Here is a 14,546-nt window from a genome sequence, read left to right on the forward strand (position 1 = left end):
AGGCTCCCCGAGGGCGCGGATCCGGGCTGGTCGGGGACGGGGAGACTCGGGATAGTGTGCCTCGGTGACCACGCAATCGAACACACCTGCAGGCTGGTACCCGGATCCGCACGGAGCGGCCCAGACGCTCCGCTACTGGGACGGCGCGCAGTGGACGGACCACACGAACCAGCAGGCCGCGGCCGCGCCGCAGGTGCCGCCGCAGTCGGCCGGTCCGGACCAGCGCGTCCAGCGCCAGGTGCAGCAGCAGGCCGGGGTCGCGGCGGGCGGCCCCGGCGGCGGCAGCCTGTTCAGCGAGCCGGTCCTGGTGGTGAACCAGAAGGCCAAGCTGATCGAGCTGACCAACGAGTACACGGTCATGGACCAGAACGGCAACCAGCTCGGCTCGGTCGTCCAGGTCGGTCAGAGCGCGCTGAAGAAGGCAGTGCGCCTGGTCGCCAGCGTCGACCAGTTCATGACGCACAAGCTGGAGATCCGCGACGCGTACGGCCGGCCGGTGCTGCTGCTGACGCGCCCCGCGAAGTTCCTCAAGTCACGGGTGGTCGTGGCGCGTCCGGACGGTCAGCCGGTGGGCGAGATCGTCCAGCAGAACATGATCGGCAAGATCAACTTCGCGATGAACGTGGACGGCCGGCAGGTCGGCGCGATCAAGGCGGAGAACTGGCGCGCGTGGAACTTCGCCATCGTCGACGACACCGGCAAGGAGGTCGCCCGGATCACCAAGACCTGGGAAGGCCTCGCCAAGACGATGTTCACGACCGCGGACAACTACGTCCTGCAGATTCACTACCAGCTGCCCGAGCCGCTGCTGAGCCTGGTCGTGGCGACGGCGCTGACCGTCGACACGGCGCTCAAGCAGGACTCGCGGGGACTCGGCTGAGCCTGCCCGCGACGGCGCTCACAGTCGGGTGAGGTGTCCCGGCCCGGACAGCCGGGGCACCCACGCCGGTTCGGCCGGCCGGGGCACCCACGCCGGTTCGGCCGGCCGGGGCACCCACGCCGGTTCGGCCGCCGCCGATTCCGGCCGCAGGGCCAGGACCGCGGCCACGGGGTGTTCCTCGTGGTCGTGTCCGTCCAAGTCCTCGGCGTCCCCGGCGCGCGGCACCCGCGAGAGCAGCACCACGCCCCACGCCGCGAGCCCCGCACCCGTCAGCGCGAGCAGGACGCCCGCCGCACCGCCCTGCAGTCGCTCGCCGAGCAGTGCGAGGCCGATCGCCGCGGCGGCCACCGGGTTCGCCAGCGTCACCACCGCGAGCGGGGCACCGAGGCCGCCCCGGTAGGCGGTCTGGGACAGCAGCAGTCCGCCGGCCGCGAAGGCCGCGACCAGCAGGGCCACCCCGATCACCTCCACGCTGAGCAGGGACTGGGTGCGGTCCGTCACGGCCACCGTCACGGTCTGGGTGAGCGCCGAGGCGACACCGGAGGCGAAGCCCGACGCGGACGCGTGGCGCAGGCCCGGCCGGGCGCCCCGCCGTGCCAGTACGCCGATCAGCGTGGCTGTCACGGCCGCGACCGCCACCGCCTCGGGCACGCTCAGCACGTCCTCGGGCGCCGGCCCGGACGCCGTGACCAGGATCGCGGACAGACCGAGCAGCGTCAGCGCGGTGCCCCGCCACTCCGCGGCACTGACCCGCCGCCCCGCGACCCGCGCCCCCATGGGCACCGCCGCGATCAGGGTGAGCGCACCGAGCGGCTGGACCACGGTCAGCGGCCCGTACTTCAGGGCGACCACATGCAGCAGTGCGGCCGCGGCGTTGAGTACGACCGACCCCCACCAGGCGCCCGAGCGCAGCAGCCGCAGCGTGCCGGAGCCCGGGTTGCGGGAGGCCAGCCTTTCCTGGGCGACGGCGGCGGCGGCGTAGGCGACGGAGGAGAAGAGGGACAGGACGACGGCGAGAACGGTGGCGTTCATCGGCCCGCCCCCACGAGAACCTGCTCCTCGGCGGGCACCAGCCGGCCCTGACCACGTCCGGCGGTGGTGACCGTCCGGTGCGGCAGGTGGATCAGTGCGAGCGCGAGACCGAGCAGCGCCCCCGCGGCGATCGCGTCCAGCCAGTAGTGGTTCGCCGTCCCGACGATCACCAGCAGCGTCAGCAGCGGGTGCAGCAGCCACAGCCACCGCCAGCGGGAGCGGGTGGCGACGATCAGGCCGATCGCCAGCATCAGCGCCCAGCCGAAGTGCAGCGACGGCATGGCCGCGAACTGGTTCGAGAGGTGGTCGGTACGCGGCGGGCCGTACACGGAGGGTCCGTAGATCCGTGCGGTGTCCACCAGTCCGGTGACGGCGAGCATCCGCGGCGGGGCCAGCGGGAACAGGAGGTGCATCACGAGCGCGGCGCCGGTGAGCGAGGCCAGGACGCGGCGGGCCCAGACGTAGTGCGCGGGGCGGCGCAGGTAGAGCCAGACCAGGAAGGCCACGGTGGCCGGGAAGTGGACGGTCGCGTAGTAGGTGTTCGCGAGGTGCGCGAACGTGTCGCCGTGCAGCAGCAGGGACTGCACCGAGCCTTCGCCGGGCAGCCGGAGGGTTCGCTCCAGGTCCCACACGCGGTGCGCGTTGTGGTAGGCCTCGCCGGTGTGGCCCGTCGCCAGTTGCCGGCCGAACTTGTAGACGAGGAAGAACCCTGCGACGAGCAGGAGCTCACGGACGAGCGGCGGCCGCGCTATCGCGCTCGGCGCCGCTGGTGAAGGCTCGGTGCGGGCATTCATCCCCCGGCCCTTTCGCTGACGTGGTGCGTGTGCTGGTGCTGTTCCGGACGGGCTTGTGACTCGTCCGGCCCCGGCAAATCATCGATACTGGTGCGTACCGATACGACAGTGTACCGATACGAACCCGTACCGGTACACTCGAGTTTCGATAGACGTACGACACACTGGAACGTGAGCCCCCCGGCCACGGATACGAGCGAGGAGAGAGTCGATGACGTCGCAGGCCGCAGACGGACCGGAAACGGTCGCCGCCTCGCGCCGCTCCAAGATCACGCCGGAGCGTGAGCGGGAGTTCTTCGACGCCGTACTCGAACAGATTCGCGAATTCGGCTACGACTCCGTCACCATGGACGGCGTCGCCACCAGCACGCGCTGCAGCAAGTCGACGCTGTACCGGCAGTGGAAGACCAAGCCCCAGTTCGTGGCGGCGGCCCTGCGCGGCAGCCGCCGGGTGCGCTTCGCCGGCATCGACACCGGCTCGCTCGCCGAGGACCTGCGCCAGGCCGCACGGGCGGCGGGCGCCTGGTCGACGAGCGACACCAAGCTGGTCCAGGCGCTCGGCCACGCCGTCACTCAGGACGAGGAACTCGCGCTGGCGCTGCGCGAGGCGCTGGTGGAACCGGAGATCGTCGCGCTCCAGGAGATCCTTCGGCGCGGCATCGAACGCGGCGAGATCGCCGCCGACCATCCGGCGGTGGAGTACATCCCGGCCCAGATGTTCGGCGTCCTGCGCGCGCGGCCCGTCCTGGAGGGCAAATACGCCGACCCGGACTACCTCGTCCGGTTCGTGGAGGCCGCTGTGCTGCCGGCGCTCGGCCTGACCTGAGACTCAGGCCGCCGTCCACGGGATGACCGGGACGGTGACCTGCTCGCGCCGCACCGTGGGGACGGGGGCGGCGCGGACCCCCCGGCCGGGTGGAGTACCTCTTGAGCGGAGAGGTGCCCCACCCGGCCGGCATGTCCTCCGGGGGCCTGCCGAACGTCAGACGTCCTGGCCGCTGCCGCCACCCGTCGACACCTTGATGCCCTTGGTGATCTCGTCGAGCACGGCCTGTGTCTCCTCCACGTCGACGCCGAAGCGGACGACGACCATCTGCTGGGAGTTCGCCGGGGAGGGGAAGGCCAGTGACTGGACGTAGCCGTCGGAGCCCTTGCTCGTGACGGCCTTCCAGCGGACCAGGTAGCCCTTCTGTCCGGCAACGGTGACGGCCTTGGAGGCCAGCACGTCGTGCGAGGTGATCTCGCCGTAGGTCGAGCCGCCGTAGGAATCCTCGGCGTTGGCCGCGATGTCCGCCTTCGCGATCTCCTCGGCCGTGGTGCCCTTGGTGCCGAGCGCGAGGGCGGGGGCCGAGTACGCGCCGCCCTTCGTGCAGGACTTGGAGGTGTCGCCGGGGCAGTCGTAGGAGTCGTTCGACGTGACCGACGCCCCCACCGACAGCTGCTGGCCGTACCAGTCCTCCGGTATCGGCAGGCTGATCCCGTCGATCGCGTCGGTCACCGAACCGCTCTCGATCTTCGGCGCCTCGGACTGGTCGGGCGAGGGCGACTGGCCCCCGGACCCCCCGGACCCCCCGGACCCGCCGGAGCCCCCGGACCCGCCGGAGCCGCCGTCGCCCCCGGATCCGCCGTTGCCGCCGAAGGGGCCGCCCGTGGAGCCGTCCTGGCCGCCCTGTCCGCCCGGCCCCTGTGAGTTCGCGGTGTTGCCGTTGCCGCCGTCGTCGCCGGAGAGGGCGTACACGCCCACGCCGATGCACGCCAGGACCACCACGGCCGCCGCGACGGCTGTGCCCGTGCGCAGACCGCGCCGCGAGCCGGCCGGCGGCTGCGCGGGATACCCCGGATACCCCGGATGCGCCGGGAACGGCCCGGCCGCCGCCACCTCCGGAGGACCCCACGCGGCGGCCGACCCCGCGGGCCGGGTCTGGTCCGTCCATGCCTTGCCGTCCCACCAGCGCTCGGTGGCGGGGCCGTCACTTGTCTGCCCGGGATCGGGGTACCACCCGGAGGGAGTCGCCTGCGTCATGTCCCCACCGTATGAGGCCTCGGTGAAAGAGGCATGAGAAGGTCGACTTCCGAATTCCCCCTAATACGGGACGAGTCCTGTCGGTCGGGAAGAAATTGACCGACGGCCAAGTTTGGGGCCGCCGGTCAGGGGCAGGGCCCGTCGCCCGCAGGTGACCGGCGTCGCCCGGCACGGCAACTGGTGCCCTGACCGGCCTCCGCTTCGGCACCCGGACGGCTACGCTCAAGTCTGTACGTCGTGCGGGCGACTTGGGGAGGTAGCGCGATGACGGAGGTACGGCCCCCGGAGGCCGTCCCGGCCTCGCTGTGGGAGCGTGACGAGGAAGTCGCCGCCGTCGTACGGGCCATCGACACCCTGGGCGCGGACAACTCTTCCTCGGGCAGCCTGCTGATGATCAGCGGCGAGGCCGGCTTCGGCAAGACCGCCCTGCTCGCCGAGACCCGCCGCATCGCCGAAGGACGCGGCTGCACGGTGTGGTCGGCGCGCGGCGGCGAGACCCTCAGGTCGGTCCCCTTCAACGTCGTACGACAACTGCTGCAACCCGCCCTCATGTCGCTGATGCCGGAGGAGGCCCGCGAGTACCTCGGCGACTGGTACGACATCGCGGGCCCGGCCCTCGGCCTCACGGAACCCGGTGAGCGCCAGGCCGACCCGCAGGGCGTCACCGACGGCCTGGTCGCCGCGGTGCGCCGGCTGGCCCGGCGCGACTGGCCGCTGGTCCTGCTGATCGACGACGCCCACTGGGCCGACCAGGAGACCCTGCGCTGGCTCGCCGCGTTCGCCGAACGCCTGGACGACCTGTCCGTCCTGGTCGTGGTGGCCCGCCGCCCCGGCGAGATGACCGGTGAGAGCGCCCGGCTCCTCGACGCGGTCGCCGCCACCGCGGGCCACCCCGCCACCACCCTGAGCGCCCTCACCCCGGACGCCACCGCCGGCCTCACCCGCGCCACGTTGGGCGGGCACGCCGACGCCGCGTTCTGCCGCGAAGTCTGGGCCGTCACCGCCGGCAACCCGTACGAGGCCGTCGAACTCCTCGCCAAGGTCCAGGACAGCGAACTGGAGCCGACCGAGAGCGCGGCCGGCGAACTGCGCGCCCTGAACCGCGCGGCCCGCGGCGGCGGCCTCGTCGCCCGCCTGGAGGAACTCGGCATCGACGCCACCCGGTTCGCCTGGGCGGCCGCCATCCTCGGCACCGGCATCTCCGTCGACCTGGTCGCCAAGCTCGCCACCCTCGGCCGCGACGACGCCGTGCGCTGCGCCGAACTGCTGCGCAGCGCCCGCATCCTCACCGCACCCGACCCGGCGAACGGCCGGACCGACGAGGGCGACCTGGAGTTCGTCCACCCGCTGATCGCCACCGCCGTCTACAACTCCATCCCGCCCGCCCTGTGCACCGCCATGCACGGCATCGCCGCCCAGGTCGTCACCGACTCCGGGCGCGGCGCCGCGGCCGCCGCCCGCCACCTCCTGCAGGTGCACCCGGACGACGACGAGGAACTCGTCGAGCAACTGCGGGAGGCCGCCCGCGAGCACCTCGCCGTCGGCGCCCCCGACGCCGCCCGCCGCTGCCTGGAACGCGCCCTGGTGGAACCCCCGCGGCCCGAGGTGCACGCACGCGTGCTCTTCGAACTCGGCTGCGCCACCCTCCTGACCGCGCCCGCGAAGACCATCGACCACCTCCAGACCGCGCTCGCCATGCCGGGCCTCGAAGGCGACGCACGCGTCGACGCCGTCTTCCGCCTCTCCCAGGCCCTCCTGCACAACGACCAGCTGGAGGAGGCCGTCCGCACCGTCGAGGCGGAGGCCGTCCGGCACACGGCCGGACCCGCAAGGATGCGGCTGCAGGCCGTGCAGTACATGTGGGAGGGCATCTACGCGGGCGAGGCCACCTCACCGGGCCGCTCCGAGCGCCTCGCCGAACTCGCCCGCACCTGCACCGGCCGGGACAACTCCGAGCGCGCCCTGCTCATGCTGCGCGGCTTCGACGCCATGACCCACGGCGAGAGCGCCGAGGAGGTCGTCGACCTGTGCGACCGCGCCCTCGTCAACGGCCGGCTCGCACCCGGCCTCGGCTGGACCGACACCGAGTGGGGCGTCGAACTGCTCCTGATGCTGACCAACGCGTACGCCTACACCGACCGGCTCGACCGGGCCGACGCCCTCTACTCCGAGGCGCTGCGCGCCTACGAGTCGGCCGGCTGGAGCGGCGGTCACCTCGCCCTGGCCCACGCCTACGTCGGACTCGGCCACCGCCGCCGCGGCCGCCTCCGGGAGGCCGAGACGTCCCTGCGCGAGGCGCTGCGCCTGGCCGAACGCGTCGGCCGCGGACTGCCCCTGTACTGGACCGCGAGCTGCAACCTCGTGGACACCCTGCTCGCCCGCGGCCACGTCGAGGAGGCCTGGGCGATCGCCGAGCAGTGCGGCTTCGCCCCGCCCTACCCCTCCACCATCGTGCTGCCCGACCCCCGCTCCGTGCGCGGCCGCCTCCTGCTCGCCGTCGGCCGCACCAAGGAGGGCATCAACGAACTGGAGGCCGCGGAGAAGGCGGCGGCCGTCCGCGGCCACCACAACCCGGTGCTCGTTCCGTTTGCCTTCGACCTCGCCCGCGCCCTCGCCACCGAGGACCCGGGCCGCGCCGCCCGGCTCGCCACCGACGTCCGCCGGCACGCCGAACGCCTCGGCACCGACACGGCCATCGGTGAGGCCCTGCGCTGCGCCGCCGCGCTGGAGACCGGCCAGCGCGCGGTCCGGCTGGCCGCGCAGGCGGTCGCCTACCTGGAGGCATCGCCCTGCCAGTACGAACACGCGGCGGCCCGCGTCGAGTACGGCATCCTCGCCCGCTCGGTCGCCGAACTGGGCCGGGGCCTCGCGCTGGCCCGGTCCTGCGGGGCGGACGGGCTGGTGGCGCAGGCGAGGGCGGTGCTGGAGACGGGCCGCGGGCTGCGGTAGGTCAGGCGTCCAGCAGCCGGTCGGTGACGGCCTGCAGACGCGTCTGCACGTCCCTGTCGTACGCCGCCCGGTGCGCCCGGGCCGCCCGCGTCCCGTCGAAGTAGCCGCCGCTGCCCAGGTCCCGGGTGGCCAGGTCCAGGACGCCCGGAGCGCTGTCGGCAACCGTGTTCCACGGGCTGATGCCGCCCTCACGGACCATCGCCGTGTCCATGTAGGTCGCCGGGTGCAGCACGTTCACCGAGACACCGGTGCCGTCCAGCTCCTCGGCCAGGGCGAAGGTGTGCGCGGCGAGCGCGAACTTGCTGCGGCAGTAGGCCGACAGACCGCTGTATCCCCGGGTGAGTTCGGGATCGTCGACGACGAGGGGCTCCTGGCCGGCCGAGCCGACGTTGACGATCCGCGCGGGCGGGTTCGCCCGCAGCACGGGCAGTAGGGCGCGGGTCAGCGCGACCGGCGCCAAGTAGTTGACGGCCAGCCTGAGTTCGTGCCCGTCGGCGCTCACCTCCCGCCCCGAGCCGGGCGAACCGCCGCCCACCCCCGCGTTGTTGACCAGGACGTCGAGCTCGGGGTGCGCCTCGGCCACCCGGGTGCCCAGCTCGCGCACCTGCGCCAGTGAGGCCAGATCGGCGACGAACCCCTCGGCCGCGCCCTCGCCGCGCAGCTCCTCGACGAGCCGCCGCGTCCGGGCGGCGTCACGGCCGTGGGCGAGGACCAGGTGTCCGGAGCGGACCAGTTCGAAGGCGACATGGCGGCCGAGACCGGAGGTGGCGCCGGTGAGCAGAATCGTGGACATGCCCCCACCGTAGGCACGTGGCGGGGGCATCGGCGTGGTGCTGCCGAAGCTACGACCGGCAGGGTCACCCTCCTGCTCACCCTTCGGCGTCGTCCTCCTCCGCCAGGACCCGCTGAGCGGTCGCGAACGCCGAGTTCGCCGCCGGGACCCCGCAGTACACGGCCGTCTGCAGCAGCACCGCGCCGATCTCCTCGGGGGTGAGGCCGTTGCGCCGGGCCGCCCGCACATGCATCGCCAGCTCGTCGTAGTGGCCGTGCGCGACGAGCGCCGTCAGCGTGATCATGCTGCGTTCGCGGCGGCTGAGCGTCGGGTCGGTCCAGATCTCGCCCCACGCGTAACGCGAGATGAAGTCCTGGAAGCGCGCGGTGAAGGGCGTCTGGCGGGCCTGCGCCCGGTCAACGTGCTCGTCCCCGAGGACCCCGCGCCGTACCTCCATGCCCCGTTTGGCACCACCGTCGAAATGCGCCCGCAGCGCGGTCAGGACGGCCTCGGGGCACTGCGCGGGCGCCAGATGCGAGGCGCCCGGGATCTCCACCAGCGCGGCGCCCGGCACCGCGTCCGCGATCTCCCGCAGATGCGCGGGCGGGGTCGCGGGATCCTCGCGGCCGGCGACCAGCAGCGTGGGTGCGGAGATCTCCGCCAGCCGCTCCCGCAGGTCGAACGCGGCCAGCGCGTCACAGCAGGCGGCGTACGCCTCGGGGTCCGCTTCCCGGTGGTCCCGGACGAGCTCCGGCACGGTGAACCCGGACGTGAACCAGCGCGCGCCGGCACCGTCCGCGAGCTGGTCCAGGCCCTCGCTCCGGACGCGCGCGGCCCGCTCCTCCCACGGCTTGGAGCCGTTGAAGTGGGCGGAGGAACAGATCGCGGCGAGCGACGACACCCGTTGCGGATGGTGCACGGCCAGATGCAGCCCCACCGCACCGCCCAGCGACACCCCGGCGTACGCGAACCGCTCGATGCCCAGGGAGTCGGCGAGCGCGAGCACCAGATCGCCGAGATCCCCGACGGTCGCGCCCGATCCGATCAGGTCGGCCGCCGAACCGCCGTGCCCCGGCAGGTCCCAGCGGATCACCCGGTGGGTGAGGGACAGCTCGGGTGCGACCCGGTCCCACAGGGCGTACGAGGTGCCCAGCGAGGGCCCCAGCAGCAGCGGGGGAGCGGAAGCGGGCCCTTCGGCACGGTGGTTGAGTCGGGTGTCGGTCAACGTCGCTCCAGAGCACGGTCGGTGAGGGCTCCCGCGGAGCCGGTGTAGCGGGTGGGGTCGGTGAGCTCGTCGAGGTCGACGTCCTTCAACTCCGGCTGTTCCGAGAGGAGTTCGCCGAGGCTGCGCCCCTCGGCGTAGGTGCGCCCGGCGAGGTCCGTGAGCAGTTCCTTGGCGCGGGCGCGGCCCAGGACGGGTGCCAGCTCGGCGGACAGCCGCTCGGAGACGACCAACCCGTGGGTGAGGCCGAGGTGTTCGCGCATGACGTCCGTGTGGATTCGCAGGCCCGCGGTGAGTTCGGCCGCGTCGCGGGCGGCTCCGCCGACCAGCCGGAGCAGGTCCCGCAGCGGCTCCCACTCGGCGTGCCAGGCCCCGGCCGGCCGCTCGTCCTCGGCGACCAGCGAGCCGTACAGGGTGGCCGCGAGCTGCGGGGCCCGCCGGGCGGCGGCCGCGATCAGCGTGGACCGTACCGGGTTCGCCTTGTGCGGCATGGCGGACGAACCGCCGCCGCTGCCCTCCGTGACCTCGGCGATCTCGGTCCGGGACAGCGTCAGCACGTCCACGGCGATCTTTCCCAGTGCCCCCGCCGTGAAGGCCAGACAGCCGGCGAGATCGGCGATCGGGGTGCGGAGGGTGTGCCAGGGCAGGGGCGGCGCGTCGAGCCCGGTCTCGCGGGCGAAGGAGGCGAGCAGTGCGGTCGGATCGTCCGCGCCGTACGCCGTGAAGGCCGCCAAGGTCCCGGCCGCACCGCCGAGTTGGGCAGGAAGCGAGTCCCGTACGGCCGTCACCCGGTCCCGGGCGTCCAGCACCGACGACCGCCACCCGGCCGCCTTCAGCCCGAACGTGGTCGGCACGGCGTGCTGGGTCAGCGTCCGCCCCGGCATCGTGCTGTCGCGGTGTTCGGCGGCCAGCCGGGCCAGCACCCGCTCGGTGCGGCCGAGGTCGTCGAGGACCAGGTCCAGTGTGCGTCGGGCGACCAGCATCATCGCCGTGTCCAGGATGTCCTGGCTGGTCGCGCCCCGGTGGACGTACGGCCCGAACTCCTCGCCCACCGCCTTCGTCAGATCGGCGACCAGCGGAATGACGGGATTTCCGCCGCCCCGGGCACGCTCCGCCAGCGACCGTACGTCGAAACGACCGGCGTCGGCCGCCTCGGTCACCGCCGTCGCCGCCCCGGCCGGGGCGAGCCCCCGCGCCGCCTGGGCGCGGGTCAGCGCCGCCTCCGCGTCCAGCAGCGCCTGCAGACAGGCGCGCTCGCTGGTCGCGGACGCGGCCGGGGAGCCTGCCCACCCGGGGGCGAGCAGGCCGGTGTCCGCTTCTTCGGATGTCACTGGAACTCCAGGAAGACCGTCTCGCCTTCGCCCTGAAGGCGGATGTCGAAACGGTACGTTCCCCTGCCCGCGTCGGTCGCGATCAGCGTGTCGCGTCGCTCCGCGTCCAGTCGCGCGAGCAGCGGGTCCGCGGCGAGCGCCGCCTCGTCGCCCGGCAGGTAGATCCGGGTGAACAGGTGCACCAGCAGCCCGCGCGCGAAGACGCACACACTGAGGTACGGGGCGCTCTGCCCGCGCGCGCCGGGCCGCAGCGTCCGCGCGGACCAGTGGCCGCTCGCATCCGTCTGGATGCGGCCCCAGCCGGTGAACTCCACGCCGTTGCGCCCGAGGAAGCCGCCGCTCGCCGGGTCGCGCCGCATCGAACCGTCGACCGTCGGCAGATTGCCGTCCGGGTCAGGACCCCACAGCTCCACGAACGCGTCGGGCAGCGGGTTGCCCTCGCCGTCGTGGACGTGACCGTGGACGGTGATCGTGTCCGGGTGGCCGATCGGGGCGACGTCACCTCCGCCGGGGAACGGCAGGGCGTGGCCGTAGAAGGGGCCGACCGTGTGCGACGGGGTCGGCAGCACGGTCTCCGGACGACTCGTGTCGATCTTCGTCATGGCTGGTCAGCGCCCTTCTTCGATCCAGGTGGCGTTCGGCCCGTCGAGCACGATGTCCCAGTGGTAGCCCATCGAGAACTCCGGCACCGACAGGCTGTGGTCGTACGTCGCCACCAGCCGCTGCCGAGCCGTGTCGTCCGTCACCGACTGGATGATCGGGTCGTAGGGGAACAGCGGGTCGCTCGGGAAGTACATCTGCGTCACGAGCCGCTGCGTGAACGCCGAACCGAACAGCGAGAAGTGGATGTGCGCCGGCCGCCAGGCGTTGACGTGCTGACGCCACGGGTAGGGGCCCGGCTGGACGGTCGTGAACTGGTAGAAGCCGCTGCCGTCGGTCAGCGTGCGGCCGACGCCGGTGAAGTTCGGATCCAGCGGGGCGTCGTGCTGCTCGCGCTGGTGCGCGTAACGGCCGGCCGAGTTCGCCTGCCAGATCTCGACCAGCTGGCCGCGGATCGGGCGCCCGTCGCGGTCGAGGAGCCGGCCGGAGACGGTGATGCGCTCACCGATCGGCTCGCCGTTGTGCTGCCGGGTGAGGTCGTTGTCGATCTCGGTGATGTCCCGCTCCCCGAAGGCGGGGGAGGACAGCTCCACCAGCTCCGGGTCCTGGCTCACGTCGATCGCGACCGGCGGCTGCTTGGGGTGCCGCAGGACCGAGGAGCGGTACGGCGCGTAGTCGCGACGCGGCTGGTGCTCGACGGGGGCGCCGTCGGCGAGGCGCTTCTCGTACGCGGCGTGCTCGGCCGCGATCTCCAGGTCGATGTCCGCTTGGGTGAGAGTCATGGGGTTCCTAACGCTTCCTAGCGCTCGAGGACGAGGGCGAGGCCTTGGCCCACGCCGATGCAGAGGGTGGCGACGCCGGTACCGCTGCCCTGGCGGGCGAGCTGGTGGCCGAGGGCGGCGGCACCACCCTGCGGCTTGGGGATCGCCGGGTCGAACTGGGGCCACCCGGCCACACGACCCGGCACCTGGGCGGCGAAGGCCTCGTTCAGCGACGCACCGTCCGGCACATCGGCCACCGCCTCAAGGGCGGTGGCGAACACCTTGTCCATCCGTGCGGCCCCATCCCGTCCGAGCGCCCCATCCGCAGTTAGTCAGGGCACTGATTATTTCAGCGAGGTGTAGTTCACGCTGCCACCGCAGGGGCGAGGCGTCAAGACCCAGGAGAATCACTAGGTCAGTTCCCCTGTGCGCACCGCAGACAGTCCAGACACCGCCCGGTATTGTTCAGTGCACCTACGAAGTGCCACCTACGAAGTGCAGCAACGAAGTACACCGACGAAATCGACCTCGGGAGCGCACATGGCCGCGGTGGACCTCTCCACCCACCCCGGGCACCTGGCCCGGCGGCTTCAGCAGGCGCACTACCTGCTGTGGAACACCATGGTCTCCGAGGAGATCACCTCGCCGCAGTTCGCGGTCCTCAACGCGCTCGTCGGGGAACCGGACCGTCTGGACCAGCGGACCGTCGGGGAACGCGTGGGCCTCGACCGGTCGACCATCGCCGAGGTGATCAGCCGGCTCGGCCGGCGCGGGCTCCTCGACAAGGTGCGCGACCCGCAGGACGGCCGCCGCTTCCTGTTGCGCCTCACGGACGAGGGGCTGCGCACCCACCGCAAGCTGACCGTGCGCACCGCCCGGATGAACCAGGTCTTCCTGGCCCCGCTCTCGGCCGAGGAGCAGAGCGTGTTCTTCGACCTCATCCAGCGGGTCGCGGACGCGGCCGAGGGGCTCCGCAACCCGGCGGAACCCCTCGCCACCCGGCCCTGAGCGCGCTCAGCGGCTCACGAGGCCTTCGCGAACACCACCCACACCTGCCCCTCGGCGAAGTTCACCGGCTCACCGTCGTTCGTCGTGAACGCGGTGCCCGCCGTGGCCTCGGGGCGCGACCAGTTCACGTCGTAGGCCCGTCCCCCGCGCAGTACCTCCGCCGTCCCCGAGCCGACCGTCTCGGTGTACGGCGTGTTGTTGCCGAGGAAGTCGTGGAAGGCGGACTTGCGCACGTTCACGTACTGCACGACGACCGTCGCCGGTGCCATCCGCTTCCCGTCGGTCGTCACCGCGGGCGTCCCGTCCATCGAGACCAGCCAGCGCTCCCGGTCCGCGGACCAGCTGAAGGTGAACGCGGCCGCGGGGTGGCGCACGGTCCGCGAGGTCTCCTTCCGGCCTCCGGCGGGCGCGGCGCCGTACCGGAAGCCGGTGGTCAGCGCGTCCGCGCCCGGTGCGGCGGACAGCAGCCGGTCGGGGCGGAGGTAGAGGTTGTGCGGGGAGGGCTTGCCGGTGCCGCGGTAGTAGGCGCCGGACACCTTGCCTGGCGTCTGCACGACCAGCGGCGCCTTGTCGATCAGCGGCATCAGCTTGCCCTGGGCCCCGGAGAAGGCGAGCGTCGGCCGGTCGAACTGGCGCAGCAGCTCCAGGTCCGACTCGCGGGCGCTGCGCACCGGACCGACGACCTTCGGCAGCTTGGTCGCGTAGACCGCCATCAGCCGGCTCATTCCGCCCTCGACCTGCTCGGCGTACACGACGTCCGCGGAGTTCAGGCCCGTATGAGGGCGGGCGGCACGCGCGTTGTCGATCTTCACGGCGAGCACCGGGCCGGCCTCCGCGCGCTCGCTCGGGCTCTGGCTCGGCCTCTCGCCAAGGCCCTCGCTCGGGCTCTCGACGGGCGTGCGCAATTGCCCGCGCGCGTCGTCACCCGCGTCGCGCCCGCCCGTGCAGCCGGCCGTCAGCGAGGCGGTCGCCGCGGCGGCGAACAGCGCCACCACCGTGACGGTGCGTCGCGTGCGCGTCCTGTGTCCCATGCCCACCGTGGCCACCCGTCTGTTGTCATTGATTGTGCGCTCATACGTTCATTGATGGCCATACCCGCTCGATTCTGATCGGCGGCGTTCGCTACGTCGATCGGCTCAGGTGGGGGCGATTCGGCCGGGTGGCGGCCGGGTAC

13 protein-coding genes and 1 pseudogene are annotated in these 14,546 nt (G+C 72.8%); 4 read left to right on the plus strand and 10 right to left on the minus strand.

Going from position 1 to position 14,546, the window contains the following annotated elements:
- The first annotated feature begins 64 nt into the window (after window positions 1-64).
- A complete protein-coding gene (locus tag ACFWWR_RS00840) occupies window positions 65-880 on the plus strand; it encodes a phospholipid scramblase-related protein (protein ID WP_383866291.1) in 816 nt (271 codons plus the stop codon).
- An 18-nt stretch (window positions 881-898) separates the two neighbouring features.
- On the opposite strand, the gene ACFWWR_RS00845 is transcribed toward ACFWWR_RS00840, so the two are convergent.
- Together ACFWWR_RS00845 and ACFWWR_RS00850 are read right to left on the minus strand one after the other, a co-directional pair.
- Entirely contained in the window at window positions 899-1,912 is a 1,014-nt protein-coding gene (locus ACFWWR_RS00845) for a DMT family transporter (RefSeq protein WP_384301229.1), read from the minus strand.
- Complete coding sequence (locus ACFWWR_RS00850; protein WP_383866295.1) at window positions 1,909-2,706, minus strand: phosphatase PAP2 family protein; 798 nt, start codon at window positions 2,704-2,706, stop codon at window positions 1,909-1,911. The genes ACFWWR_RS00845 and ACFWWR_RS00850 overlap by 4 nt, the downstream gene beginning before the upstream one ends.
- Window positions 2,707-2,917: 211 nt before the next feature.
- Here ACFWWR_RS00850 and ACFWWR_RS00855 point away from each other — a divergent pair, with 211 nt between their 5' ends.
- Window positions 2,918-3,532 (plus strand): TetR/AcrR family transcriptional regulator C-terminal ligand-binding domain-containing protein, encoded by a 615-nt coding sequence (locus ACFWWR_RS00855; protein WP_384301233.1) that lies wholly within the window; start codon window positions 2,918-2,920, stop codon window positions 3,530-3,532.
- A gap of 156 nt (window positions 3,533-3,688) precedes the next feature.
- Here the strand turns inward: ACFWWR_RS00855 and ACFWWR_RS00860 are convergent, their stop codons facing one another.
- Entirely contained in the window at window positions 3,689-4,729 is a 1,041-nt protein-coding gene (locus ACFWWR_RS00860) for a DUF2510 domain-containing protein (RefSeq protein WP_383866299.1), read from the minus strand.
- Between the two features lie 264 nt (window positions 4,730-4,993).
- Between ACFWWR_RS00860 and ACFWWR_RS00865 the strand changes: the two genes are divergently transcribed.
- Window positions 4,994-7,678: an ATP-binding protein gene (locus ACFWWR_RS00865; protein WP_383866301.1), complete on the plus strand. Its 2,685-nt coding sequence runs from the start codon at window positions 4,994-4,996 to the stop codon at window positions 7,676-7,678.
- A 1-nt stretch (window position 7,679) separates the two neighbouring features.
- On the opposite strand, the gene ACFWWR_RS00870 is transcribed toward ACFWWR_RS00865, so the two are convergent.
- From ACFWWR_RS00870 to ACFWWR_RS00895, 6 genes and pseudogenes are all read right to left on the minus strand, one after another.
- Window positions 7,680-8,471 carry an SDR family NAD(P)-dependent oxidoreductase gene (locus ACFWWR_RS00870; protein WP_384301237.1) on the minus strand — a complete coding sequence of 264 codons (792 nt, stop codon included), beginning with the start codon at window positions 8,469-8,471 and terminating at the stop codon, window positions 7,680-7,682.
- Between the two features lie 76 nt (window positions 8,472-8,547).
- Window positions 8,548-9,675, minus strand: coding sequence for a 3-oxoadipate enol-lactonase (gene pcaD, locus ACFWWR_RS00875; protein ID WP_383866305.1), 1,128 nt, complete (start codon window positions 9,673-9,675; stop codon window positions 8,548-8,550).
- A complete protein-coding gene (gene pcaB / locus ACFWWR_RS00880) occupies window positions 9,672-11,003 on the minus strand; it encodes a 3-carboxy-cis,cis-muconate cycloisomerase (RefSeq protein WP_383866307.1) in 1,332 nt (443 codons plus the stop codon). Before pcaB ends, pcaD begins: the two co-directional genes overlap by 4 nt.
- The gene (gene pcaG, locus ACFWWR_RS00885) at window positions 11,000-11,605 is read right to left on the minus strand and encodes a protocatechuate 3,4-dioxygenase subunit alpha (RefSeq protein ID WP_383866309.1); all 606 of its coding nucleotides are present in this window, start codon (window positions 11,603-11,605) and stop codon (window positions 11,000-11,002) included. The genes pcaB and pcaG overlap by 4 nt, the downstream gene beginning before the upstream one ends.
- Before the next feature lie 6 nt (window positions 11,606-11,611).
- A complete protein-coding gene (gene pcaH, locus ACFWWR_RS00890; RefSeq protein ID WP_383866311.1) occupies window positions 11,612-12,385 on the minus strand; it encodes a protocatechuate 3,4-dioxygenase subunit beta in 774 nt (257 codons plus the stop codon).
- A gap of 17 nt (window positions 12,386-12,402) precedes the next feature.
- Window positions 12,403-12,654, minus strand: a pseudogene (locus ACFWWR_RS00895) (3-oxoadipyl-CoA thiolase); the annotation flags it as partial.
- A 250-nt stretch (window positions 12,655-12,904) separates the two neighbouring features.
- Between ACFWWR_RS00895 and ACFWWR_RS00900 the strand changes: the two are divergent.
- Window positions 12,905-13,372, plus strand: coding sequence for a MarR family winged helix-turn-helix transcriptional regulator (locus ACFWWR_RS00900; RefSeq protein ID WP_383866313.1), 468 nt, complete (start codon window positions 12,905-12,907; stop codon window positions 13,370-13,372).
- Window positions 13,373-13,386: 14 nt separating this feature from the next.
- Here ACFWWR_RS00900 and ACFWWR_RS00905 read toward each other — a convergent pair whose 3' ends face one another.
- Window positions 13,387-14,403 (minus strand): DUF3048 domain-containing protein, encoded by a 1,017-nt coding sequence (locus ACFWWR_RS00905; protein ID WP_383866315.1) that lies wholly within the window; start codon window positions 14,401-14,403, stop codon window positions 13,387-13,389.
- Window positions 14,404-14,546 lie beyond the last annotated feature (143 nt).

Origin of the sequence: Streptomyces sp. NPDC058678 (genome assembly GCF_042714835.1) — a bacterium.
GTDB lineage: Bacteria > Actinomycetota > Actinomycetes > Streptomycetales > Streptomycetaceae > Streptomyces.

Coding starts and splice junctions, on each gene's coding strand:
- ACFWWR_RS00850 (WP_383866295.1), bottom strand. CDS start 2,706: ATGAATGCCCGCACCGAGCCTTCACCAGCGGCGCCGAGCGCGATAGCG.
- ACFWWR_RS00900 (WP_383866313.1), top strand. CDS start 12,905: ATGGCCGCGGTGGACCTCTCCACCCACCCCGGGCACCTGGCCCGGCGG.
- pcaH (WP_383866311.1), bottom strand. CDS start 12,385: ATGACTCTCACCCAAGCGGACATCGACCTGGAGATCGCGGCCGAGCAC.
- pcaG (WP_383866309.1), bottom strand. CDS start 11,605: ATGACGAAGATCGACACGAGTCGTCCGGAGACCGTGCTGCCGACCCCG.
- ACFWWR_RS00855 (WP_384301233.1), top strand. CDS start 2,918: ATGACGTCGCAGGCCGCAGACGGACCGGAAACGGTCGCCGCCTCGCGC.
- ACFWWR_RS00865 (WP_383866301.1), top strand. CDS start 4,994: ATGACGGAGGTACGGCCCCCGGAGGCCGTCCCGGCCTCGCTGTGGGAG.
- ACFWWR_RS00845 (WP_384301229.1), bottom strand. CDS start 1,912: ATGAACGCCACCGTTCTCGCCGTCGTCCTGTCCCTCTTCTCCTCCGTC.
- ACFWWR_RS00860 (WP_383866299.1), bottom strand. CDS start 4,729: ATGACGCAGGCGACTCCCTCCGGGTGGTACCCCGATCCCGGGCAGACA.
- ACFWWR_RS00870 (WP_384301237.1), bottom strand. CDS start 8,471: ATGTCCACGATTCTGCTCACCGGCGCCACCTCCGGTCTCGGCCGCCAT.
- ACFWWR_RS00905 (WP_383866315.1), bottom strand. CDS start 14,403: ATGGGACACAGGACGCGCACGCGACGCACCGTCACGGTGGTGGCGCTG.